The organism is Bacillus cereus group sp. N11, from assembly GCF_016483605.1.
Classification (GTDB): Bacteria; Bacillota; Bacilli; order Bacillales; family Bacillaceae_G; genus Bacillus_A; species Bacillus_A toyonensis.
Window position 1 is genome coordinate 169864 of the sequence record NZ_JAEHBN010000005.1, and the last position, 23792, is coordinate 193655.

Consider the following 23792-nt stretch of genomic DNA (forward strand, 5'->3'; position numbering starts at 1 on the left):
TTATAACTCCTTCCCAGGCTCTCCCGCCGGATATGGCGTTTTTTCTAATTGGTCACCAATCCACGAGTCACCATCTTCCCAAAACTCCTTTTTCCAAATGGGAACAATTTGTTTTATGCGTTCCATAATATATTCATTCGCTTCATAGGCCGCTTTACGATGCGGTGTTGAAACAGCCACAACAACCGCGATATCAGAAATTTGCAATGTACCTATGCGATGCGTAATCGCAACGTGTGTATCTGGCCATTTCTCCTTCACTTCTAAGCCTATTTTCTGTAGCATCTTTTCTGCCATCGTCTTATAAGCGACATACTCTAAGTATAATGTACGACGCCCTTTCGTAAACTCCCTAACCGTTCCAATAAACGTTGTAACAGCACCGCATTCACGGCGAATTACTTTCTTCGCTACCTCTTCAATCGAGATTTCTGTATCAATTACTTCATAATATGTATTTATCATTTCGCACTCCTAACCGTTTGTAAAAACCAGTCTATGTACAACTTTTCTTCTGTTATATGAAATACTTTATATTCTTCTCGTAAATTTACCGGCGCATTATACCACGTAATGACCGCTACTACATTTTCTACTTTATGTACAAGTTCAACGTCTTCCGCAGAACGAAGTAACACTATTTTCGGATAGTTCTCTTTTTTATAGCCCTCTATTAAAATTGTATCCACTTCAAAAAACTCATATAAGCGAATAATTTCTTGTAAGGACCATTCCTCTCTTAACGAAGAAAGTGAAAGTAATCCCGCACCTTCTACACTACTTACGACAGCACCGGCTTTTCTGTGTCTTTCACTATCTTTTTGTGCTACTTCTGGAAAACCTCCGTGCCCGTGATGTTTAATTGTAGCAACTTTCATTTCGCTTTCGGCTAAAGCATGCACAACTTTCTCTACAAGTGTTGTTTTCCCGCTATTTTGATACCCTACTATTTGTATGATTGAAGAGGCTTTGCCCAAGGCCAATCACATCCCTCCGAATGCTCTAACAATAATACGGATACTTTCATCCCTGCCTCAAATCCTCTCGTTCCTCCAGGCAACACGATAAACGCATTTGCATCCGCAAGTGAAGATACCGCACTCGATTTATCTAAACCGACCGGCATCGCTTGTAATGCCCCATCCACGATCGTCACGTTTGCTCTTACGAAACGAGTAAATGGATTTGGCTTTGGAAAATCTTTTTGTAAAATAGCATCAGCTCTATATACGTGAGGCTCCTTCGCATACAAATACGTTTTTATAATCGGATGCACAAATAATTCAAAGCCTACATAACAAGCGGACGGATTCCCTGATAAACCGAAAAGTAACTTTCCATCAACTTCAGCTACTGTCGTTACACTTCCTGGTCTCATCGCTATTTTATTAAAGAGGACATTCGCCTGTAATCTTTCATATATAGCTGGTAAGTAGTCATAATCTCCTACCGAAACACCGCCTGTTGTAATTAAAATATCAACCTCATCCATCGCCGATTGAACAGCTGTAAAACATGCATCTAGCTCATCAGCCAGTTGGCCATAATATCGGACCTTTCCACCAGCTTTCATAATTTGAGCGGCAATCATATAAGAGTTACTATTTCTAATCTTTCCTGGTTCTAACGACTCGTGTACTTCTAGTAATTCACTCCCTGTCGTTACAATACCGACAACAGGCTGTTTTACAACTTTCACAGTACTATATCCAAACGTCGCTAATAGCGCAGCAACACCTGGATTAATTGCAACACCTTTCTTAACGAGAACTTGATTTTGTTTTATATCTTCTCCTTTAAATGACACATTGTCACCACTATTAAAAGGACGCTTTAACCTCATATATGTTTTTCCGTTCTTCTCAAATCCTTCTGTCAGTTCTAGCATTACGACTGCATTGCAATCCTCTGGAATAGCTGCTCCCGTCATAATACGAACTGCTTCAAAAGAACCTACCTCTTCTACAAAAACAGACCCCGCTCCAATTTCTCCTATCACTTCAAATTCAACTGGATTCTCTTGATTCGCTTCTTTCGTATCTTCTGCTCGAATTGCGAAACCATCGTAAGGAGAACGATCAAAATGAGGAACGTCATGATCTGAGACAACATCTTGCCCAAGAATTCTCCCGTAACTTTCCGTAATAGAAACTTCTTCTACTTCACCATGCTTCGCATATTTCATTACCCGCTCTACTGCCTCAGCAACTTGAATTGGAATTCGTTTTTCTACCATCGTTTCTCACCTCATATTTGCAATTTTTTTTATCTCGATTAAACTTTATATATTAAACAGAAATTACTTCAAGGAGGAATTCCATGTCTTCATTCACACACTTTAATGACCAAGGACGCGCGAAGATGGTTGATATAAGCGACAAAAAAACAACCGTTCGAACAGCAATTGCGTGCTCTAGCATTGTAGTTACGAAAGAAATTTATGATAAAATCTCTCACAATGAAATTGGGAAAGGTGACGTATTAGCAGTTGCCCAAATCGCAGGCATTATGGCTGCAAAACGCACTTCTGATATTATCCCAATGTGCCATCCTTTATTATTAAAAGGTGTTGACGTTTCTTTCGATTGGCAACAATCAAATGAACAATATCGATTACTTATTGAAGTAAAAGTTAAAACAGAAGGTAGCACTGGCGTTGAAATGGAAGCTTTAACAGCTGCTTCTGCTACGGCTCTTACCGTGTATGATATGTGTAAAGCTGTTGATAAAGGTATGATTATTGGTGAAACGTACTTACTTGAAAAAACAGGTGGAAAAAGTGGCGATTATACGAGAAATTCGTAATCCTCTCCGTTGAACCTAAAGGATTTCCTTTAGGTTCAACCTATATATCTTGCATATAAACTTTTCGCTACATTCATATCATTTGTCCCATGAATAAACGCCCTACCATCTGTAAATAGAACAAATCGATATTCTTCTATCGGGAATGATAATAAATAAGGTGTTGCCTTTACCTCTACACTTTTTTGTAAGCGCTTTTTAATTTCTTCTAAATTAAAATCTTTCCGCATCCCTGGACGAATTTGTACTGTATTCCGCCCACATAACACTTCCGTTTTCGTTTGTGCTTCAAATGTTAAACTCGGATATGTACGTAATCTTCCACAAGATAAACACGTATCTTTTTTCTGCCTATTCACTTTAAATGCCATCTGCTGATTATTCCAAAGGTCAAACGATAGCATCGTTTCACGAAGCGCACCAAAGTCTTCTACTAATATTTTCAACGCTTCTGTTATTTGATGCGCAACTACTAACTGCACCGCTGGCTGTATAATACCAACTGTATCACATGTTGCTCCACTCGCCGGATGCTCCATTAAACAGCGGAAACACGGTGTTTTCCCTGGTAAAATTGTATAAGTCACTCCGTAACTTCCGACACAACCACCATATATCCACGGAATATTATACTTTTGTGAAATATCATTAATGAGAAGACGCGTTTCAAAATTATCTGTCGCATCTAATATTAAGTCTACACCATTCACTAGTTCTTCCATTTCTTGCACCGTTACATCAGTTACAACTGGATTAATTTCCACCTCAGAATTAATCTCTTTTAAATGTTCTGCTGCCGCTACCGCCTTCGGTTTATACTGCTTTGCATCTTCTTCTGTATATAATTGTTGTCTTTGTAAATTGCTCCATTCTACATAATCACGATCTGCAATCGTTACTTTTCCAACACCTGCTCTAACAATCGCTTCTGCATTTGCCGCACCTAGGGCACCAGCGCCGATAATAAGCACATGCTTCTCTCTTATTTTTCGCTGCCCTTCTTCTCCAACACCAGGAAATAATATTTGTCTTGAATATCGCTCCTGCATACGATAGCCCCCTTCCTTATCCTCCTATATAAGACATTTCAATTTTCGGACGATTTTTTGCACTTTCTTCTGTCCGTTCATCTGAATATCTATCTTTTCTATTCATCCATACATCTTGTATAACATGTAATAGCTCTTCATCCGAAAGATTATCTCTAAGAAGTTCCCTTATATCCAATCCTTCCGTCGCAAACAAACAAGTATAGAACTTTCCATCCGCCGAAATTCTCGCTCTCGTACAAGAAGAACAAAACGACTCAGAAACAGAAGTAATAAAACCAACCTCTACATTTGTTCCAACATACCGATATCGTTTCGCAACTTCACCAAAATAATGTGCTTCAGCTTGCTCAAGCGGATACACTCCATGAATTGTCTCAATTAATTCCCGCTTCGTAACTACTTGATCAAAATTCCATCCATTCGTACTACCAACGTCCATAAACTCAATAAATCTAAGCGTGATTCCTTGTTCTTTAAAATATGCAGCCATCGGTAGTACTTGATGATCGTTCATCCCTTTTTTCACAACCATATTTACTTTTACTTCAAGCCCTGCCTCTTTTGCTGCTATAATGCCCTTAATCACAGGTTTCGTATTAATATTTCGACCATTAATATTTCTAAATGTATCATCATCTATCGCATCTAAACTAACATTCACTCTATGTAATCCAGCTTCTTTTAATGCCTTCGCTTGCTTCGTTAAATGAATTGCATTTGTCGTTAACCCTATATCTACTAGCCCGTCAATTTTCACGAGACGTGCAATAAGTTTTGTTAAATCTTTACGAAGCAGTGGTTCGCCACCAGTAAGTCTAATTTTTCGTACACCGATGCTAACAAACACTTTTGCCAAACGTTCAATTTCATCAAACGTCAGTAAAAACTCATCTTTCAAAAAAGCATAATCAGGCCCAAATACTTCTGCTGGCATACAATATGTACATCTAAAATTGCAACGATCAATGACAGATATGCGTAAATCTTGAAGTGGGCGTCCAAAAAAGTCTTTAACCATCTCCTGCATCGCCACCCTCCCTTTCTGCCAAATTTCTTTCTTTTCATTCTATTATAATATATTTTCGAACTGCGATGTTTTTGCTAAGGTGAATAAAGTGAAACTTTAAACAATAGGAAGTTATCCATTCCCCTCTGATTAGCGAGAATTACTCTCAAATACTGGGATAAAAAAACCTTGAAACATAAAAGTTCCAAGGTTTTCTACTTATTAACTTAATCTAATAATCGTTAGAGTAGCTCCTGGCGTTGCCGTAGATAATGTAGCCAGTGCAACTACTCCAAATAATTGCAAACTAACGGCAGCTCCAGCAGGCAAATTAGCAATTATTGTTGCACTAAATGAACCAGTAGCCACTGCTGGGGAGTTTATCGTTCCCGCAAGCGGACTTCCATTTACAGTTATACGCGAACTTACAAGTAATCCTGCTGTTAAATTAATTGTATAGGCTATATAATAATTCCCTGCATTGGCAACTGTAAATACAGTATTTCCACCACTAACGGTTATTCCTGGTCCAATATTTTGATTGTTTGGTAATGGGATATTTGTACCGCCTAATAAAACAGAAATAACACTTCCTGATGTATTATTCGCAAATGCATACGTTGCAGTTGTACTAACTCCAGTCGCCCCGGTCGCTCCAGTGGCTCCAGCTCCGGTGGGACCTGTATCTCCAGTTGGACCTTGTGAACCGGTTGCTCCTGTAGCCCCCGTTGGACCTTGGATTCCTTGCGGGCCTTGAATTCCTTGTGGACCTGTCGCTCCGGTTGCTCCTGTAACTCCCGTTGGACCTTGAATTCCTTGCGGGCCTTGAATTCCTTGGGGGCCTTGAATTCCTTGGGGACCTGTCGCTCCAGTTGCTCCTGTAGCTCCCGTTGGACCTTGAATTCCTTGCGGGCCTTGAATTCCTTGTGGGCCTTGTGGGCCGGTCGGACCTATGTCACCTTGCGGACCTTGGATTCCCTGTGGGCCTTGTGCTCCGGTTGCTCCCGTCGCTCCTTGGATTCCTTGAGGACCTTGCGGACCTTGAATTCCTTGGGGGCCGGTTGGACCTATGTCGCCTTGGGGGCCTTGAATTCCTTGGGGACCTTGTGCTCCGGTTGCCCCCGTTACTCCTTGGATTCCTTGGGGACCTTGAATACCCTGTGGACCGGTTGGACCTATCTCTCCTTGAACACCTTGGATTCCTTGCGGACCCTGTAAACCCGTCACTCCGGTTGCTCCCGTTGCTCCTGTCGCTCCTGTCACTCCAGTTGAGCCTGTCGCCCCGGTATCTCCTGTTACTCCTGTCGCACCTGTTGCTCCTGTCGGGCCAGGTGGTCCACCTGATGGACCTGTCACTCCCGCCGGACCTGATGGCCCCGTTGGTCCGGTCGGTCCTGCTGGTCCTCCTGACGGGCCAGTCACCCCTGTTGGACCAGTTACTCCTGTTGGACCGGTAGTTCCTTCTCCCGTCGCTCCGGTTGCCCCCGTATCTCCTGTTGCTCCCGTCGGACCTTGTATCCCTTGAATTCCTTGTGGTCCTTGCACTCCTTGCGCACCTGTTGCTCCTTGAATCCCTTGAATTCCTTGCACTCCCTGTGTCCCCATCGGACCGGTTGGACCAATCGCCCCTTGTACACCTTGCACTCCTTGGGGCCCCTCTGGACCGGTTGCTCCTATTTCCCCTTGTATCCCTTGAATTCCAGTTGCTCCTTGTGCTCCAGTTGCTCCCGTTATCCCTTGCACACCTTGGATTCCCTGTATTCCTTGTGGACCTTGTGGGCCTGTTGCTCCTACCAGTCCTTGAATGCCTTGTATCCCCTGAGGACCCTCTGGACCCGTTGCTCCAACTGGCCCTTGAACACCTTGTATTCCTTGCGGGCCCTGAAGTCCCTCTGGGCCTTCTGGACCTGTTGGTCCTATCTCTCCTTGTATCCCTTGGATTCCAGTTGGACCTTGTGGCCCAGTCGGACCTATGTCACCTTGCGGACCTTGGATTCCCTGTGGGCCTTGTGCTCCTGTTCCCCCTGTCGCTCCTTGGATTCCTTGAGAACCTTGTGGACCTTGAATTCCTTGGGGGCCGGTTGGACCTATGTCGCCTTGTGGGCCTTGAATCCCTTGCGGACCTTGATCTCCAGTGGCCCCCGTTACTCCTTGAATTCCTTGGGGACCTTGAACACCTTGGGGACCCGTCGGACCTATCTCTCCCTGTACTCCTTGGATTCCTTGCGGACCTTGTAAACCCGTCACTCCGGTTGCTCCCGTTTCTCCTGTCGCTCCTGTCACTCCAGTTGAGCCTGTCGCCCCGGTATCTCCTGTTGCTCCAGTTACACCTGTTGCTCCTGTCGGGCCAGGCGGTCCACCAGATGGACCTGTCACTCCCGCCGGACCTGATGGTCCTGTTGGACCGGTCGGTCCTGCTGGTCCTCCAGATGGGCCTGTTACCCCTGTCGGACCAGTTACTCCTGTTGGGCCTGTAGTGCCTTCCCCTGTCGCCCCAGTTGCTCCCGTATCTCCTGTCGCTCCCGTCGGACCTTGTATCCCTTGAATTCCTTGTGGTCCTTGCACTCCTTGTGCACCTGTTGGGCCTTGAATCCCTTGTATTCCTTGCACTCCTTGTGCGCCCATCGGACCGGTTGGACCAATCCCCCCTTGAGCACCTTGTACTCCTTGGGGACCCTCTGGACCCGTTGCTCCTATTTCCCCTTGTATCCCTTGAATTCCAGTTTCTCCTTGTACTCCTGTTACTCCCGTTATCCCTTGCACACCTTGTATTCCCTGTATTCCTTGTGGGCCTTGTGGGCCCGTTGCTCCTACCGGTCCTTGTATGCCTTGTATCCCCTGTGACCCCTCTGGACCCGTTGCTCCAACTGGACCTGGCACTCCTTGTATTCCTTGCGGGCCTTGAAGTCCCTCTGGGCCTTCTGGACCTGTTGGGCCTATCTCACCCATCGGACCTTGTATCCCTTGAACTCCTTGTGGTCCCGTTGCTCCTGATGGACCTGGTACTCCTTGTATTCCTTGTGGACCTTGATCTCCTGTTGCTCCTGTTACACCTTGAGGTCCTATAGCTCCCTGTATACCTTGTGGGCCTTGATCTCCGGTTGCTCCCATTATTCCTTGAATCCCCTGAACACCTTGGATCCCTTGCTCACCGGTTACTCCCGTCGGACCAGGGATACCTTGAATTCCCTGTGGCCCTTCTGGACCTGTTGGGCCAATTGGCCCTTGAATTCCTTGTATTCCTTGTAGCCCCTGCGCACCTGTTTCTCCTGTACTTCCTGTCGGACCGGTTAGCCCCTGACCTGTTGCTCCAGTATTTCCAGTTGCTCCTGTTGGTCCTGTCACCCCTGTACTTCCACTCGGTCCACCCCCAGGACCTGTTGCTCCTGTCGGGCCAGTTGGACCTGGAGGGCCTCCTGAAGGTCCAGTTATCCCTGTTGGACCTGTTATTCCTGTCGGGCCTGTAATCCCTTGACCTGTTGCTCCTGTTGTTCCCGTACTTCCACTCGGTCCCTCTGTCCCTTGGATTCCTTGCACTCCTTGAATCCCTTGTGGACCTGTTGCTCCCGGTATCCCTTGCACTCCTTGGATTCCTTGAGAACCCTCAGGTCCGGTAGCTCCAATCGGACCCTGTAATCCCTGTACACCCTGTATCCCTTGTACTCCAGTCGTACCTGTTGGACCAATGGGCCCTTGTAATCCTTGCACCCCCTGTAAACCTGTCGCTCCAGTTTCTCCTTGTGGTCCTCTCAATCCTTGTGGCCCCTGCTGTCCTTCTGGTCCAGTCGCACCTATTGGTCCGACTGGACCTTGAATTCCTTGCACACCTTGAGGTCCTGTTGGGCCCATCTCCCCCATTGTGCCTTGAAATCCTCTTGGTCCTTGTGGGCCAGTCGGACCTTGTGGACCTGTTGGGCCAGTAATCCCAATGCCAGTAAATCCCGTTGGAACGGGAGGAAAAGTAGGGCCAATAAGGTTTGGTGAAATTCTGAAATTAGAGTTTAATGAATTTTGTTTATCGCGCTCTTTCACACTTTCACCACCTACATACCATCTTTTTTTGACATTAAACAAACCTTTTCTTCTTAATATGTATTTACAAAAACAATCTCAAAGACTATTTTTATTTCAAATAAATAAAAACCCCCTTAATTCCTTAAGGGAGTCCAGCAATTGAATCCATATTATCTGTATTCGGGACAGCTTGCGCTATACTCGATGCATTTACACTTTGCCCCATATTTGTTCCTGTTACAGTACCAGCAGGAGTACCTCGTGTATATGTTGTCGTCACAGAATCACCCGGCTGTAAACAAAGCTTCGTCTCTGTTCCTATTACTGTAACAACATCAATCCAAGTACATCCCATGGAACCACTATACGATTTCGTAGCAGTAAATGAAGTATCACTCAAATTGTCACCTGTAAATATATTCCCAGTATTATTAACAATAACAAACTCTTTTATATGCGCAGGCATAATTACACTCTACCTTTCCTCTACGAACCTAATGTACGTGTACTCGTTGCTAATGGCGGAAGGAATACTGATGTTCTAATCACCGCTTCTGGCTGCCTTTTTCCATTTAAAAAAATAGCCGCACTCGATCCTCCAGCACCCGCGTATATTTTCGCTACAGCTAAAGGTGAGATATCATAACAGTCGCCGACATTAACAGCTCCTGTATTATTAATAATTTTTACTTTACGCAAATTAATCCCCATTTCCCCCTCCTCCTTTTGTATACTGTATGCAAAAGAAAAAAACTTGAAACAGACTCGTTTCAAGTTTTTAGTAATTAACTATTTCATTTCGCCTTCATATTGAAGCATACCGCCAACCATATTCACTGTTTTAAATCCTTGCTCATTTAAATAATGGCATACATTCTCACTGCGCATTCCCGAACGGCAAATAAAGATATATTCATTCTCTTTATTAAAGAAGTCTACTTTATTTGGGATATCACCCATTTTAATATGTACCGCTTCTGGAATTTTCCCTGCTGCTACTTCTTCATCTTCCCTTACATCTACTAAAAATAACGTTTCTCCATTTTCTAAACGTTCTTGTACTTCTTCTGTTGTAATTGTTTTTACTTCTGTCATATGTCGTTCCTCCTTATATACAATAAAACCTTTCGTTTCTTCTTTAAACAACCATTTCTAATCAATTTTAGCATGCAAAAGAAGGAACGCAAAGAATGGAGAATTTATTTCTCAATTTCTCCTTAAAACTTATTCTTTACAAACATCTCTATCGCATTGTATCCTCAATATACTTGTTTTATGAAAGGAGTCGATTAAAATGACACTTTTTCTTTTCATTATGAGCATTATTTTTTTAACCGCCGCAATTATTGTACTCAGCATGAAAAATAATAAAAAGTTAAAATCTCCCCAAGAAATGTCATTCTTATTTCTATTACTTAGTATAGCGTTCTTCGGTATAGCAATCGCTACATATATTTTCCGTCTACAAATCATGTAAAAAAAGGTGCCTACTACACATATTGCACCTTTTTCACATCATTTATTTTCTACACAAAACTAGACACTTTCCGATTTAAAAATTCATAAACTTTCTTTTCAAATAAATGAATATCTAACGCTCCCGCCATATGCCCATTTATACTTTCTATTTCATAGACCTCCGCATACTTCCCTTGTTTTTGCAAAATGTCTACCATTTTATAATTGTAACGAGACGGCTGAAGTAAATCTTGTTTACACGGAATCATAAGTACATTCGCTTCTATTTTAGAAAGAGCCTCTTCCAAAGAAGAAAATCCATGCGCAATATCATGCAATAAAACTGCTTTCGCAGTGTACATCCACGAATTTGCATCTACTAACTCTATACTTTTGTATGTCACTTTATTTATCTCTTTCTCAAATGATGTTAGTGTAGAAAACTTTTCATAAGGTTCTACCTCAATACTGTTACGAGGAAATTCCGTTTCATAAAAATGCTCATCAAAAGCGTTCATAAACATCATTCTGTTTGCTAAATGAAGCCCCTGCATTGGCTGTGTTTCTCCATATTTCCCGCCCTTCCAACTTGGATCTAGTTGAATTGCTTCAATCGCATTTTGCGCTACATTTACTGACGTTATAATTGGATTTTGCGGGTTCGTAATAACGCCAATCATTCGCTCTACCATATGAGAGTAGTGAACAGCCCATTGCTGCGCAATCATTCCACCCGCCGACGGCCCTATTACAGCATGTAACCTTGAGATTCCCATATTTTTTATTAACTCATATTGTATACGAGCTACATCAAGAAAGGTAAACACAGGGAAATCCATAACATATTCTTCCCCTGTTTCTGTATTAATCGACTTCGGTCCCGTTGTAATTACATACGGGTTCTTCACCTGTACATTACAAAGATTATCAGTACATATAACAAAATATTTATTTGTATCAATCGATTTTCCAGGTCCAATTAGCCCATCCCACCAACCAGACTCCTCATCATGCACAGTATATTTTCCTGCTGCATGACTTGTTGCACTAAAATAATGACAAACCAAAATGGCATTTGACCTTTCTCTATTTAAAATACCATACGTCTCATATCCCATTTGAACAGGGATTTCCCTACCATTTTCAAATGTAAACTCATTTAATGCAAACTTCTCTTTTTTTACAATTTGCACAGACTCTCCCTCTTCCCGTTATAGTATGAACTGCTTACTAAAGGTTTTTTTCTATGCAAATCAATCTCCTTCTTCTTTTCATAAATAAATGAATAATATACAAAATTAGCCACAAAATAGCACTATATTACAAAAATCAAAGAGGGCATACATATGATTTGGAATTGGCTACGTAAGAAAAAAAAATCAAATTCAACAGAGACAAACGAAGCAGATAACCCGAAGCAGCAGCCTAGTAATCAAGAGATTGTGAACAAAGATCAGACTAGAAGTATGAAACATAATAAAGGTGATAGTAGCGAGCAAAAAAAATCGAAACAAGATGATTACTCTCATAAGAAACAGCAAAATTCTAAACAAGATGATCCTTCTCATGAGAAACAACAAAACTCGAAACAAGACGATTCCTCTCATGAGAAACAACAAAATTCTAAGCAAGACGACTCTTCTCATGAGAAACAACAAAATTCTAAACAAGACGACTCTTCTCATGAGAAACAACAAAATTCTAAACAAGACGACTCTTCCCATGAGAAACAACAAAATTCTAAACAAGACGACTCTTCCTATGAGAAACAACAAAATTCTAAACAAGACGACTCTTCTCATGAGAAACAGCAAAACTCGAAACAAAATGATTCTTCTCAGAATAAACAACAAAGCTCTGGAAGTAATAGTATTTATGATTTTTCGAAGCCAGAAAAAGACCGTATTCATTCACTACAAGATTTAATAGAGAAGCTCAAGAAGTCTAGTGATTTTGTTAATTATCACACATCTGATGATGAAACGATGCCATATTGGATTTCTTACTATCGTCCTTCACTTGATGGGGAGAAATTGCAAAAGTATTTAATGCCTACTCTTTTGGAACGACCTAATGCTTCACTAGAAGAACTGAAGGAACATATTCCGATGAGTGGTATCACAATTACGAATGACTTACAAAAAATTGAGGACATGGTTTTAAAAGGACATGCAATTATTCAATTGAAGCAGCAAGATCAAAAATGTATGCTTGCAAACATTGCAATTGATAATTATCGTGCACCAACCCCTCCTTTAAACGAATCAACTGTTATTGGGCCACAAGAAGGTTTCGTAGAGGATATTGATACAAACATTAATTTAGTTCGAAAACGTCTTCCTGTTTTAGATTTACAAACAAAAGAAATGATTATCGGCGAGTTTTCCAAAACAAAAGTTGTCATGATGTATTTAGACAACCTCGCTGAAAAAGATAATGTTGATTTTCTCGAGGAATCATTACGCGCTCTTGAATATGATCAAATTAATGATAGTGCTTATATACAAGAATTGATGGGTGAAAAATCGATTTTCCCTCTCTATATCAATACAGAACGCACTGATAGAGTTACAAAAGCACTCATTGATGGAAAAATCGCTATTTTTGTTGATGGTTCTCCAAGCGTGCTACTTACTCCAGTATCCTATTTCGATTTTTTCATTTCACCAGAAGACTATAACGTCTCCTGGATGTACGCTACATTTTCAAGGATTTTAAGATTAATCGCCGTTCTATTTTCAATCTGCGCTACACCGTTATACGTTGCAGTCTTAAATTATCATTATGAACTCATTCCAAGTGACTTACTTGAAACTTTGATTTTATCAAGGGCACAAGTACCATTCCCACCTTTAATTGAAGCACTCTTTTTAGAACTAGCAATCGACTTACTGAGAGAAGCTGGCGCGAGGTTACCGATGAAAGTCGGTCAAACGCTCGGTATTGTAGGCGGTATCGTAATCGGGCAAGCATCTGTACAAGCTGGTTTAACGAGTAACATTTTATTAATTATCGTTGCCTTATCAGCACTCGCTTCCTTTATTACACCTATTTATAAAATGGGTAATGCGGTTCGATTACTACGCTTCCCGTTTCTCGCATTTGCAGAAATAGGAGGACTTTTCGGGATTTCTCTTGGATTTATCTTCTTATTTACTCATCTATTCAGGCTTACGTCCTTACGTAAGCCGTACGCTTTGTTTTATCCGACAAGACAACAATCCGTTAAAGATTCTTGGATTCGTTTCCCTTTAACAATGATTGATACAAGAGATGTGCAAGCAAGACCACAACATGTAAAAAAAGCAGCAAAAGGAATTTCAACAAAACATAGATCGGACTTTGATGATTAAGAAATGAGGTGCATTCGATGAGTAAAGTTCAAGAAAAATATCAAATATCTCCTATCTTCGTTTTCTTCTTAATTCACGGTGCACAGTTCGGTGCTGGCGTTCTCGGCTTCGCTCGAATCATCGCAAAGGCCGCTGGATACGACGGATGGATGGGCGTTCTAATCACAGGACTCTGTATTCACCTCCTTATATGGATGATGTATTTTTTAGTAAAAGAAACAAACGGAAATTTAATTGATTTACAAAGGCAAACGTTTGGAAAGTGGATAGGGAATGTCTTTAATATCATCTTTGCAGCTTATTTTTTAATCGTCAGTATTTCGGTTATTCGAACGTATGTCGAAATTATTCAAGTATGGATGTTTCCTACCGCTTCCACCTTTATGTTAACACTCTTTTTGTGCTTAGTTAGCTATTACATTATCTCTTCTGGATTTCGTGTAATTACCGGTATTTGCGTCATCTCTGTTGGTGGTACATTAGGATATTTATTTCTAAGCTTATTCGTTTTGAAATATTCACATTGGGAGAATTTACTACCTATATTCACCCATTCTTTTTCAGACATTTTAAAATCCGCTCAACTGTCAATCTACAGTATGACCGGTTTTGAGATTTACCTCATGGTGTATCCATTTGTGAAAAAGCCTATGCAATCTCATAAATACGCTCAGCTTGGAGCACTATTTTCAAATCTTCTATATCTATTTAGCACCCTTTTAGCCTTTGCATTTTTTAGTGAAAAACAATTGTTAAAAACGATATGGGCCCAACTTTCTATGACCCAAGTCATTCAATTACCATTTATAGAAAGACTCGAATATATCGCAATTTCCGCTTATGCACTCGTTATTATTACAAGTTTTATCCTCCCTTTATGGGCGTCAATGAGAGCAACTCACGAAATATTCCGTGTAAAACAAAGAGGTATTTTAATCGCTTTTATCATTATCACTCTCATTGTTTCGCAACTTTTAACAAACAGACAAGATATTAATAACTTTATTAGTAATGCATCAAAAGTTAGTTTTTGGCTCATTTATGTATACATCCCAATCCTATTTATTATTGTGTGGGTGAAAAGAAAATGGAAAAAATCAAAAGCACAAGTAAATTAATACTTATTTCTTGTATAACATTCTTCAGTTTAACCGGATGTTTACAAAAAAATATTATCGATGATGTACAACTTATTCAAGGAAGCGTTTTTGATGTAGCAAAAGATAATAAAGTAAAAGTGACATTCGTTTGTCCCATTCAGAAAAAAGGAAATAAAGTTCAAGTTTTTGAAGGTAGCGCCAATGCGGTAAAACAAGTAAAAGCAGACACATCTTTAGAATCTTCTCAACCGTTTGCTAGCGGACAAATGCGTGTCGCTCTATATACTATAAGACTTGCCAAAAAAGGAATGTCTACTTCATTCGATACATTACTTCGAGATGTGAATATAGGGAACGCTTTATATGCTGCTTTGTTAGAGGGGAATGGTACTGAACTTTTAAAAGGCAAATATACAACCTCATACAACGTTGCAATTTATATAAAAAAGTTGCTAGAACATAATATGGAGACCGGTCCTTTACCAAGAGATAATCTGCATGTAGGAGCATTCCGTTATTATCAAGAAGGACAAGACTACTATATTCCAATTTTAAAGAAACATGGTGATAAAATAAAAATCACCGGAATTGGTCTTTTTAAAAAGGATAAATATATCGGTAAAATTGCGCAAAAAGATATGTTCATATTTAAAGGACTGTTAGAGAAACATAAATTAGATTCACATGAATTTAAAACAGATTCTGCGTACGTAATGATTAATAATATTCGTTCTGTTCCAACTTACGATATAAAGATTAAAAGCGGAAAGCCTTCTTTTTTCATTCACGTTCATCTTGATGCACGTATTCAAGAACTATCGAAACAAATTAACTTAGAAAATAACAAGAACACAAAAAACATTGAAAAAAATGTCCAAAAACAATTGGATGTACAGGCTGCCAAATTAATTAAGCAGTTCAAATCTTTAGGCGTCGATCCCCTCGGGCTAGGAGCAAGATATAAACACCATTATCGCCCATTCAAATTAGAAGAGTGGAGACAAATGTACAAAGATGTTCCAATTCATATAAAATACACCGTAAATATTACAAATTCTGGTGTGATTGAATGAGAAATGATTGAACTCCTCTCTCCGGCATGATACAACGGATAGAGGAGTTTTTATTTTAGATAGAGAGAGAAGATATTTATGGGGGAGCTTATGTCTAAAAAATTAGTAAAGCCTATTTTAAACGGTATTTTATTTCTCGGCGTCTTTTTATTTGCTCATACATACTTAAAAAATGTTTCCTTCACACGTTATTTACTTGTCGTTATACCGATGTTACTCGTTGGTATGTTCGGCATCGACCTTATTTTATCCATTTTAATAAAAAAAGAAGAATAACGAGCGAGGATGTCTCATAAGTCGAGATTTTTGACTAGATGACATCCTTTTCATTTTCTATTTTGGAATCAGCGCTACAGTACATGAATTTATATCAACGATTTTTCAAATATATCTACCATAACTCAAAATATATCAACGATTCGACACAAAATATCGATTTACCAACAAAAATTGACAATAGTAACAACCTATAATAAGAAGAGAATTTTTCAATATATTTTTAGAACATCCTTTTTTTATTTAATAATCACCTTATGTTACAATGAAATTCGGCACAAAGTGAGAAAGGATGAAACAACATGACAAACGAAAAAGGTTTAGATAAAGGGTACGAGCTTGTTGCAAAAATGCATGAAGATTTCGGACATCCTGTAACAAATACTCCAACAAAACTAACAGAAGAGCGCGCAAAAATCCGTGCAAGTTTTATGCAAGAAGAGCTAGAAGAATTTCTAGAAGCAACTACTGTTGAAGATCAATACGATGCACTTATTGACCTTATTTACTTTGCATTCGGAACGTTTGCAGAAATGGGCGTACGTCCAGATAAAGGATTCGAGATTGTAAACAACGCAAACATGGCAAAACTATTCCCTGATGGGAAACCTCGATTCCGTGAAGGCGACGGCAAAATTTTAAAACCAGAAGGCTGGCAAGCACCAGAACCACAACTTCGAGCTGAAATCGAACGTCAGCGCCAAGAAGCTGAAAAAAACTGCTAGGATTTCCTAGCAGTTTTTTATTATGTCTTTTTTTCTGCAGCTCATTAATGACCCACGTGCCCCGCGTGTCCTGCTGCTCCACTAATACTAGCTGCTCCTGCTGCTGCCCCTGCTCCTCCTGTTCCCATTCCACCTGTCCAAGGAGAAGATTGTTGCTGTTGTTGATATTGCTGATATTGTTGGTGCTGTTGGTGCTGTTGGTGCTGTTGACCTTGGTGTCCATGATGTTGGCCTTGGTGCCCATGATGACCGTGTTGGCCTTGATGACCTTGGTGATGGTGGTGACCTTGGTGTCCATGATGTTGGCCTTGGTGGTGATGTCCATGGTGACCATGTTGGCCTTGATGACCGTGTTGGCCTTGGTGAGTTTGATAAAGAACAGCTTGCGGATGAATGTGGTGGTGACCGTGGTGATGTACTTGTTGTTGGTGATGACCATGATGGCTGTGTTGACCTTGATGGTGGTGATGACCATGATGGCCGTGTTGACCTTGATGGTGGTGATGACCGTGTTGGCCATGTTGACCTTGATGGTGGTGATGACCGTGTATGACTTGCGGATACCCACCTACTCCTCCTGCTACAACACCTACTCCTGGTACAGGGAATCCTGTCTGTCCCCCTCCAACGAAAGAAGGAAATGTAGTTGGTACTCCTACTGGAATTCCAGTTTGTGCGCCAGCTACTGATGTCGGAAATCCTCCCGTTAACGTTGGAATTCCAGTTTGCATGCCTGCTACTGATGTTGGAAATCCTCCATGTGCTCCACCCATCCAGCTCGGAATTCCACCGTATCCTTGTTGCCCTGCTCCTCCCATTAACATCATTTGTTCATAACTATCCGATCCACCTCCGAAGAAGCCATGCGGTGCATTATTGTCCATCCCTTTCATTCCTTTCACCCCTTGTTTTCAATTTAACCTACCTTTTGTATCATATTTCCTAGTTAAAAATAGGTGTTTGTCTGCATAATAATTCCTCACCTTTTTCCTCATTCATGATAGAATCAATTGACTAATTATTCTTTCTCCACTTTAAAAGGAGGCATTTCTATTGAGAAACGTTACAAAAGCTTCAAACGACAATTTAGATTCAATCTTACATATAGATATTGATGTAATTGGAGACGATAGTAGACGAAATTATATTAAACACGCTATTGATAAGGAGCAATGCATCATTGTAAAAGAAGACAATTCTATTTTAGGTTTTCTGACGTATGATACGAACTTCTTTGGCTACACGTTCCTCTCATTAATTATTGTTTCGCCAACAAAAAGAAGACAAGGTCATGCAAGCTCATTAATCTCCTATATGTTAAGTAATTCTCCTACTCAAAAAATATTTTCTTCAACGAACGAATCGAATACAAATATGCAAAAAGTTTTTAAAGCGAATGGATTTATGCGTAGTGGAATAATTGAAAACCTAGATGAAGACGATCCAGAAATTATTTTCTATATAAAAAAGCCCAGAGCATAAAGGCTCTGAGCTTTTCTTTCATTCATTAGTTTGCAACAACGTTAACAAGTTTTCCAGGAACGACAATTACTTTACGAACTGTTTTTCCTTCGATTTGTTCTTTAATTGCTTCAAGTGCAAGTTGTTCCATTTCTTCTTTTGATGCGTCTTTACTCATTGTTAATTTTGCGCGAACTTTGCCCATAATTTGAACAACGATTTCAACTTCATCTTCTACAAGTTTAGACTCATCAAATGTTGGCCAGCTTGCATATGTGATTGTTTCATTGTAACCAAGCTTGCTCCAAAGTTCTTCCCCGATATGAGGTGCAACTGGTGCAATCATTTTTACGAAACCTTCTACATATTCTTTCGGAAGTGTATTAGCTTTGTATGCATCGTTGATGAATACCATCATTTGAGAAATCGCTGTGTTGAAGCGAAGCTCTGCATAGTCTTCTGTTACTTTCTTCACTGTTTGATGGTAAGCTTTTTCAAGCTCTTTATTTGGTGCATCAGTAATTTTCTCACTTAATTCACCGTTATCTTGAACGAACAGGCGCCATACGCGGTCTAGGAAACGACGAGCTCCGTCAAGACCATTTTCAGACCAAGCAATTGAAGCATCTAATGGTCCCATAAACATTTCGTATAGACGAAGTGTATCTGCACCGTGGCTCGCTACGATATCATCAGGATTTACAACGTTACCTTTTGATTTACTCATTTTCTCGTTGTTTTCACCTAGAATCATACCTTGGTTGAATAATTGTTGGAACGGCTCTTTCGTTGGAACTACACCGATATCATATAATACTTTATGCCAGAAACGAGCATATAGTAAGTGAAGTACAGCATGCTCTGCACCGCCGATATAAATATCAACTGGAAGCCATTGTTTTACTTTTTCAGGATCTACAAGTGCTTCGTTATTGTTTGGATCCATGTAGCGTAGGTAGTACCAACAGCTACCAGCCCATTGTGGCATTGTGTTCGTTTCACGACGACCTTTTTTACCAGTTTCAGGATCAACAACATTTACCCACTCTTCGATGTTAGCTAGTGGTGATTCCCCTGTACCTGAAGGACGGATGTTTTCTGTTTTTGGAAGAACTAACGGTAATTCTTCTTCTTTCACAGCTGTCATTGTGCCATCTTCCCAATGGATTACTGGAATTGGTTCACCCCAGTAACGTTGGCGGCTAAATAACCAGTCACGTAGACGATACGTTACTTTTTGATTTCCTGCACTTGTTACTTCAAGCCATTCAATCATTTTTGCGATTGCTTCTTCTTTATTTAGTCCATCAAGGAATGCTGAGTTTACGTGTGCACCATCACCTGTGTACACTTCTTTCGTAATGTCTCCGCCTTTTACAACTTCCTTCATTGGAAGATTGAATACTGATGCGAATTCATAGTCACGCTCATCGTGAGCTGGAACTGCCATTACAGCACCTGTTCCGTAAGTTGCAAGAACGTAATCAGCGATCCAGATTGGTAATTTCTCACCGTTTACTGGGTTAACTGCGTAAGCACCAGTGAATACACCAGTTTTTTCTTTCGCAAGTTCTGTACGCTCTAGGTCACTCTTCATTTTTACAGAATTAATGTAAGCTTCTACAGCTTCTTTTTGTTCTGCTGTTGTAATTTCAGCAACAAGTGCATGCTCTGGAGCAAGTACACAGTATGTTGCACCAAATAATGTATCAGGGCGCGTTGTGAAAACTGTGAACTTCTCATCTGTACCATCAATGTTGAAGTGAACTTCTGCACCTTCAGAACGACCGATCCAGTTACGCTGCATATCTTTTAAGCTTTCCGGCCAATCAAGCTCATCTAAATCTTCTAATAGACGATCTCCGTAAGCTGTAATTTTTAACATCCACTGTCTCATCGGACGACGTTCAACTGGATGTCCACCGCGCTCACTCTTACCGTCAATGATTTCTTCGTTTGCAAGTACTGTACCAAGCGCTGGACACCAGTTTACAGGTACTTCATCAACGTAAGCTAAGCCTTTTTCAAATAGTTTTAAGAAGATCCATTGTGTCCACTTGTAGTAGTTTGGATCCGTTGTATTTACTTCACGATCCCAATCATAAGAGAAGCCTAATGCTTTAATTTGATTACGGAACGTATTAATATTAAGCTCTGTAAATTCTGCCGGGCTGTTTCCAGTATCAAGTGCATATTGCTCTGCTGGAAGACCGAATGCATCCCACCCCATTGGATGAAGAACGTTATATCCTTGCATACGCTTCATACGAGATAAAATATCTGTCGCTGTATAACCTTCTGGATGTCCTACGTGTAAGCCTGCACCTGATGGATATGGAAACATATCTAGTGCATAAAATTTTGGTTTTTCTGTCTCATCTGGCGTACGGAATGTTTTATTCTCTTCCCAATATCCTTGCCACTTCTTCTCAATTTCTTGATGATTAAAGCTCATGAGATACCCTCCTTGAAATTCTATTTATTTTCACCGCCCAAAATACAAAAAACCTCTCATCCCTAGAAAGGGACGAGAGGTTATAGATTCCCGCGGTACCACCCTAAATTAATGTAAAATATACATTCGCTTAGATCCGTAACGTGGATTAACGGCAATTGCTACTATTAGTTTCACAACTGCAACTCAAAGGCGAGTTCATAACGAAACGTGGATTGACTTGCACCGACCGTCAACTCTCTAAACCAGCTTCTATTACTACTACTCCTTTTCACTGTTATTACAAATATGAGTTAATTTAAATATATTCTAAAACATGTTACATGTTCCGTCAAACTAAACTGCAATTTTTTCTTCAACTGTTTCTTCTACTTTTACTCGTTTGTCATAAATGCTCGTTGCTATAAGCGCTACTACAAGCATTACCATGATCGCGATAAACAATACTTCCATATTGTATAAATCAACAATTGCTCCGCCAACGACTGGTCCGAACATTTTCCCTACAGTCGCCGCACTATTTACGACCCCTTGATAAAATCCTAATTTATCTTTCGGTGCAAGTATATTTGCAATGGTCGGAACCGCTGGCCATACGAATAACTCACCAATCGTTAATGTTACCATCGCAACGAGGAACATCGTAAATTGCTGCGCTTGACTTAACACAATGAATGAAGCCGCAAAAATGAAAATCCCAATCATAATTTGTTGTTTTAAAGAACGCTTCATCCAGCGAATTAGCATACTAACGAGCGGCTGCGCACAAACAATCATCGCTCCGTTTATCGTCCATAATAAACTATAGTGACGAAGGCTAATATTTAATTCTTGCATATGTGTTGCAATCGCCCCTTGCCACTGTACGTATGTAACCCAGCATAAGGCATATGCTACACACACAATAAGAAGTGCTTTGAATCCCGGTGTAAGTGACCACCCTTTTTTCGTTTCGACTTCTTTTTGTACCTCTGACCCTTTTTTGTCTTCCATACCACGGAATCCAATAAAAGCAATTAAGAAGAAAACAAAGTATAAAATAAAGTTCGCTAAGAAAATATAATCAAAACGATACGACGCAACTAAACCACCGCACGCTGTTCCAATCGCAATACCAACGTTTTGTCCAACATACATCGCATTAAATGCTCGTCTTCCGCCCTCTGGCCAAACTGTACCAACCATCGCATACATCGATGGAAAGACCATTCCAGAACCAAAGCCAATTAATGCTAGCCATACAACATATAACGGCCAACCGTGGAAGAACACAAGACCTAAAATCGATACGAGTGTAATGACAATTCCTACTAAAATTGATTTATAACCGCCCCATTTATCAAATAAAACACCGCCGAGCAAGTTTCCGATTACACCAGTAAGCGAGTTGATCATTAATACCATTCCAGCCACTGATAAAGATTTCCCTAGATGATCATGCAAATAAATTGTATTAAAAGGCCATAAAAAAGAAGCACCCGTGACATTAATAATCATCCCAGCTACTAATAGCCATACTTTCCTTGGCATATTCTCCCCTCCTATTCTATTTTTTTCGTTCATATATAACAGTAAAATTGTAGTCGTTTTTAAATAGGAAGGCAACTGATTAATAGTTGATGAAATTCAGATAATGGTTTATCGGTAAATGAAATTATATTGATTGCTTCTTGGATTATATCAGCGATTATTAGAATATATCGACTTACCGACAAAAAATAACAACAGTAACAATATATAAAAGGGTAGACTGCATGAAATTTTCATGCAGTCTACCCTTGTTTGTACTACCCAATTTCTTTTTCTCGCTTCGCACGTTCTTTAGCGCTCCATTTAAATATTTTATCCAACAGAGAGTATATCCTCCCAGACTCTTTCGTTAATAAAGGTCCTAACGATGCCAATATTAACACGTATAAAGCTGAAAATGGTTTAATCGTCGCCATTAAGCCGCCCGCAATTCCAATATTCGCGACAATAATGGAGAATTCTCCGCGTGATACAAGCGTTAATCCGATATTCGTAGATGCCTTATGTGATAACCCTGCTTTACGTCCCGCAGCCATTCCAGCGATAAAATTACCGATGAGAGTAATGAAAACTGCTCCTAAGGCCAACCACACGGCTCCTCCAAGAGAAAATGGATCTATACTTAAACCGAAACTGAAAAAGAATATAGCTCCAAAGAAATCACGAAACGGAACGACAAGATGCTCGATTCGATCACTATGCTCCGTTTCAGAAAAGACAAGCCCTAATAATAACGCTCCAATCGCCTCAGCAACATGAATCGTTTCTGAAAAACCAGCCACAAAGAATAAAATAGCGAATATTACGATAATAAAAATTTCATTAGACGAAATATCTAATACTTTATTTAGGAACGGCGTAGCTTTTCGAGCGATTATAAAGAATAATAACATATAGCCTACTGCGATTAAAACAGATGTAAGAGCACCTACAAATGACGTTGCCCCTCCGAGTACTAACCCTGAAACAACTGACAAATATACAGCTAAAAAGATATCATCAAACATAATGATTCCTAAAATTAGCTCCGTCTCTTTATTACCAGATCGCCTTAAATCAACAATTACTTTTGCGACAATTGCACTCGAGGAAATTGTTATGATTCCGGCAATAATTAATGTTTCTAATAAGGGGAAACCCATTATATATCCGTAAAGCAAACCTAATATAAAATTAAGCGATATATGAACAGTTCCCCCAAAAGCAATCGACTTTCCGGATTTAATTAATTTTTTTATTGAGAATTCTAAGCCTAAATAGAATAAGAGGAATATGACGCCAACACGGCCGAGGAAGGAAATTACTTCTCCGCTTTCAATAAACCTTAAATCGATAAGCCCTAAATCTGGGGCATGAGGCCCCACTAGCATACCAAGTATAATGAGAAACGGAATAATCGAAAACTTTAACTTTGCAGCGAGGATAGCTGCAAAAGCTACTAATACTAACGCAGTTCCAACTTCAAAGACTAAAGTATCCATCGA

22 protein-coding genes and 1 other annotated feature are annotated in these 23792 nt (G+C 40.2%); of the genes, 8 read left to right on the forward strand and 14 right to left on the reverse strand.

From position 1 onward, the window contains the following. From moaE to moeA, 3 genes are read right to left on the reverse strand one after another with little or no spacing between them, the layout of a single operon-like run. A complete protein-coding gene (moaE, locus tag JDS98_RS10420; RefSeq protein WP_000611221.1) occupies positions 1-465 on the reverse strand; it encodes a molybdopterin synthase catalytic subunit MoaE in 465 nt (154 codons plus the stop codon). Further along, positions 462-983, reverse strand: a complete 522-nt coding sequence (gene mobB / locus JDS98_RS10425) for a molybdopterin-guanine dinucleotide biosynthesis protein B (RefSeq protein WP_141555995.1) — start codon at positions 981-983, stop codon at positions 462-464. Before mobB ends, moaE begins: the two co-directional genes overlap by 4 nt. Continuing rightward, on the reverse strand, positions 947-2236 hold the full coding sequence (gene moeA, locus JDS98_RS10430) for a molybdopterin molybdotransferase MoeA (RefSeq protein WP_097959487.1): 1290 nt from the start codon (positions 2234-2236) through the stop codon (positions 947-949). The genes mobB and moeA overlap by 37 nt, the downstream gene beginning before the upstream one ends. An 83-nt stretch (positions 2237-2319) precedes the next feature. On the opposite strand from moeA, the gene moaC reads away from it, so the two are divergent. Next, on the forward strand, positions 2320-2805 hold the full coding sequence (gene moaC, locus JDS98_RS10435) for a cyclic pyranopterin monophosphate synthase MoaC (protein ID WP_000094154.1): 486 nt from the start codon (positions 2320-2322) through the stop codon (positions 2803-2805). 35 nt (positions 2806-2840) lie between these two features. Here the strand turns inward: moaC and JDS98_RS10440 are convergent, their stop codons facing one another. From JDS98_RS10440 to JDS98_RS10465, 6 genes are all read right to left on the reverse strand, one after another. Further along, positions 2841-3854, reverse strand: a complete 1014-nt coding sequence (locus tag JDS98_RS10440) for a molybdopterin-synthase adenylyltransferase MoeB (RefSeq protein WP_097959486.1) — start codon at positions 3852-3854, stop codon at positions 2841-2843. A gap of 16 nt (positions 3855-3870) precedes the next feature. Continuing rightward, positions 3871-4884, reverse strand: coding sequence for a GTP 3',8-cyclase MoaA (gene moaA / locus JDS98_RS10445; RefSeq protein WP_001157125.1), 1014 nt, complete (start codon positions 4882-4884; stop codon positions 3871-3873). Positions 4885-5085: 201 nt separating this feature from the next. Next, a complete protein-coding gene (locus JDS98_RS10450) occupies positions 5086-8895 on the reverse strand; it encodes a BclA-related collagen-like exosporium protein (RefSeq protein WP_199633871.1) in 3810 nt (1269 codons plus the stop codon). Between the two features lie 124 nt (positions 8896-9019). Continuing rightward, positions 9020-9343: a hypothetical protein gene (locus JDS98_RS10455; RefSeq protein WP_001110863.1), complete on the reverse strand. Its 324-nt coding sequence runs from the start codon at positions 9341-9343 to the stop codon at positions 9020-9022. Between the two features lie 20 nt (positions 9344-9363). Continuing rightward, positions 9364-9588 carry a spore germination protein gene (locus JDS98_RS10460; protein ID WP_000512461.1) on the reverse strand — a complete coding sequence of 75 codons (225 nt, stop codon included), beginning with the start codon at positions 9586-9588 and terminating at the stop codon, positions 9364-9366. A gap of 78 nt (positions 9589-9666) precedes the next feature. Continuing rightward, entirely contained in the window at positions 9667-9972 is a 306-nt protein-coding gene (locus JDS98_RS10465; protein ID WP_000141215.1) for a rhodanese-like domain-containing protein, read from the reverse strand. 199 nt (positions 9973-10171) lie between these two features. Here JDS98_RS10465 and JDS98_RS10470 point away from each other — a divergent pair, with 199 nt between their 5' ends. After that, positions 10172-10354 carry a hypothetical protein gene (locus JDS98_RS10470; RefSeq protein WP_000171892.1) on the forward strand — a complete coding sequence of 61 codons (183 nt, stop codon included), beginning with the start codon at positions 10172-10174 and terminating at the stop codon, positions 10352-10354. Positions 10355-10403: 49 nt separating this feature from the next. On the opposite strand, the gene JDS98_RS10475 is transcribed toward JDS98_RS10470, so the two are convergent. After that, the gene (locus JDS98_RS10475) at positions 10404-11528 is read right to left on the reverse strand and encodes a homoserine O-acetyltransferase family protein (RefSeq protein ID WP_199633872.1); all 1125 of its coding nucleotides are present in this window, start codon (positions 11526-11528) and stop codon (positions 10404-10406) included. A gap of 153 nt (positions 11529-11681) precedes the next feature. Here JDS98_RS10475 and JDS98_RS10480 point away from each other — a divergent pair, with 153 nt between their 5' ends. The 5 genes from JDS98_RS10480 to JDS98_RS10500 all read left to right on the forward strand — a co-directional run bounded on the left by JDS98_RS10480 (position 11682) and on the right by JDS98_RS10500 (position 16862). Beyond that, the gene (locus JDS98_RS10480; protein ID WP_199633873.1) at positions 11682-13688 is read left to right on the forward strand and encodes a spore germination protein; all 2007 of its coding nucleotides are present in this window, start codon (positions 11682-11684) and stop codon (positions 13686-13688) included. 17 nt (positions 13689-13705) lie between these two features. After that, the gene (locus JDS98_RS10485; RefSeq protein WP_098911418.1) at positions 13706-14806 is read left to right on the forward strand and encodes a spore germination protein; all 1101 of its coding nucleotides are present in this window, start codon (positions 13706-13708) and stop codon (positions 14804-14806) included. Further along, positions 14776-15861 carry a Ger(x)C family spore germination protein gene (locus tag JDS98_RS10490; protein WP_098911419.1) on the forward strand — a complete coding sequence of 362 codons (1086 nt, stop codon included), beginning with the start codon at positions 14776-14778 and terminating at the stop codon, positions 15859-15861. Before JDS98_RS10485 ends, JDS98_RS10490 begins: the two co-directional genes overlap by 31 nt. Before the next feature lie 90 nt (positions 15862-15951). Continuing rightward, positions 15952-16137 (forward strand): hypothetical protein, encoded by a 186-nt coding sequence (locus JDS98_RS10495; RefSeq protein WP_000038783.1) that lies wholly within the window; start codon positions 15952-15954, stop codon positions 16135-16137. Between the two features lie 302 nt (positions 16138-16439). Next, complete coding sequence (locus JDS98_RS10500) at positions 16440-16862, forward strand: pyrophosphohydrolase domain-containing protein (protein WP_000180546.1); 423 nt, start codon at positions 16440-16442, stop codon at positions 16860-16862. Between the two features lie 44 nt (positions 16863-16906). Here the strand turns inward: JDS98_RS10500 and JDS98_RS10505 are convergent, their stop codons facing one another. Next, complete coding sequence (locus JDS98_RS10505) at positions 16907-17755, reverse strand: hypothetical protein (protein ID WP_199633874.1); 849 nt, start codon at positions 17753-17755, stop codon at positions 16907-16909. A gap of 160 nt (positions 17756-17915) precedes the next feature. On the opposite strand from JDS98_RS10505, the gene JDS98_RS10510 reads away from it, so the two are divergent. After that, positions 17916-18344, forward strand: coding sequence for a GNAT family N-acetyltransferase (locus JDS98_RS10510; RefSeq protein ID WP_001246768.1), 429 nt, complete (start codon positions 17916-17918; stop codon positions 18342-18344). Between the two features lie 25 nt (positions 18345-18369). On the opposite strand, the gene leuS is transcribed toward JDS98_RS10510, so the two are convergent. The 3 genes from leuS to JDS98_RS10525 form a co-directional block, all read right to left on the reverse strand. Then, positions 18370-20778: a leucine--tRNA ligase gene (gene leuS / locus JDS98_RS10515; RefSeq protein WP_000009472.1), complete on the reverse strand. Its 2409-nt coding sequence runs from the start codon at positions 20776-20778 to the stop codon at positions 18370-18372. 65 nt (positions 20779-20843) lie between these two features. Beyond that, positions 20844-21062: a binding site (T-box leader), on the reverse strand. A gap of 52 nt (positions 21063-21114) precedes the next feature. Next, a complete protein-coding gene (locus JDS98_RS10520) occupies positions 21115-22308 on the reverse strand; it encodes an MDR family MFS transporter (protein WP_001137542.1) in 1194 nt (397 codons plus the stop codon). A gap of 257 nt (positions 22309-22565) precedes the next feature. Then, positions 22566-23789: a cation:proton antiporter gene (locus JDS98_RS10525; RefSeq protein WP_199633875.1), complete on the reverse strand. Its 1224-nt coding sequence runs from the start codon at positions 23787-23789 to the stop codon at positions 22566-22568. Between the last annotated feature and the right edge of the window lie 3 nt (positions 23790-23792).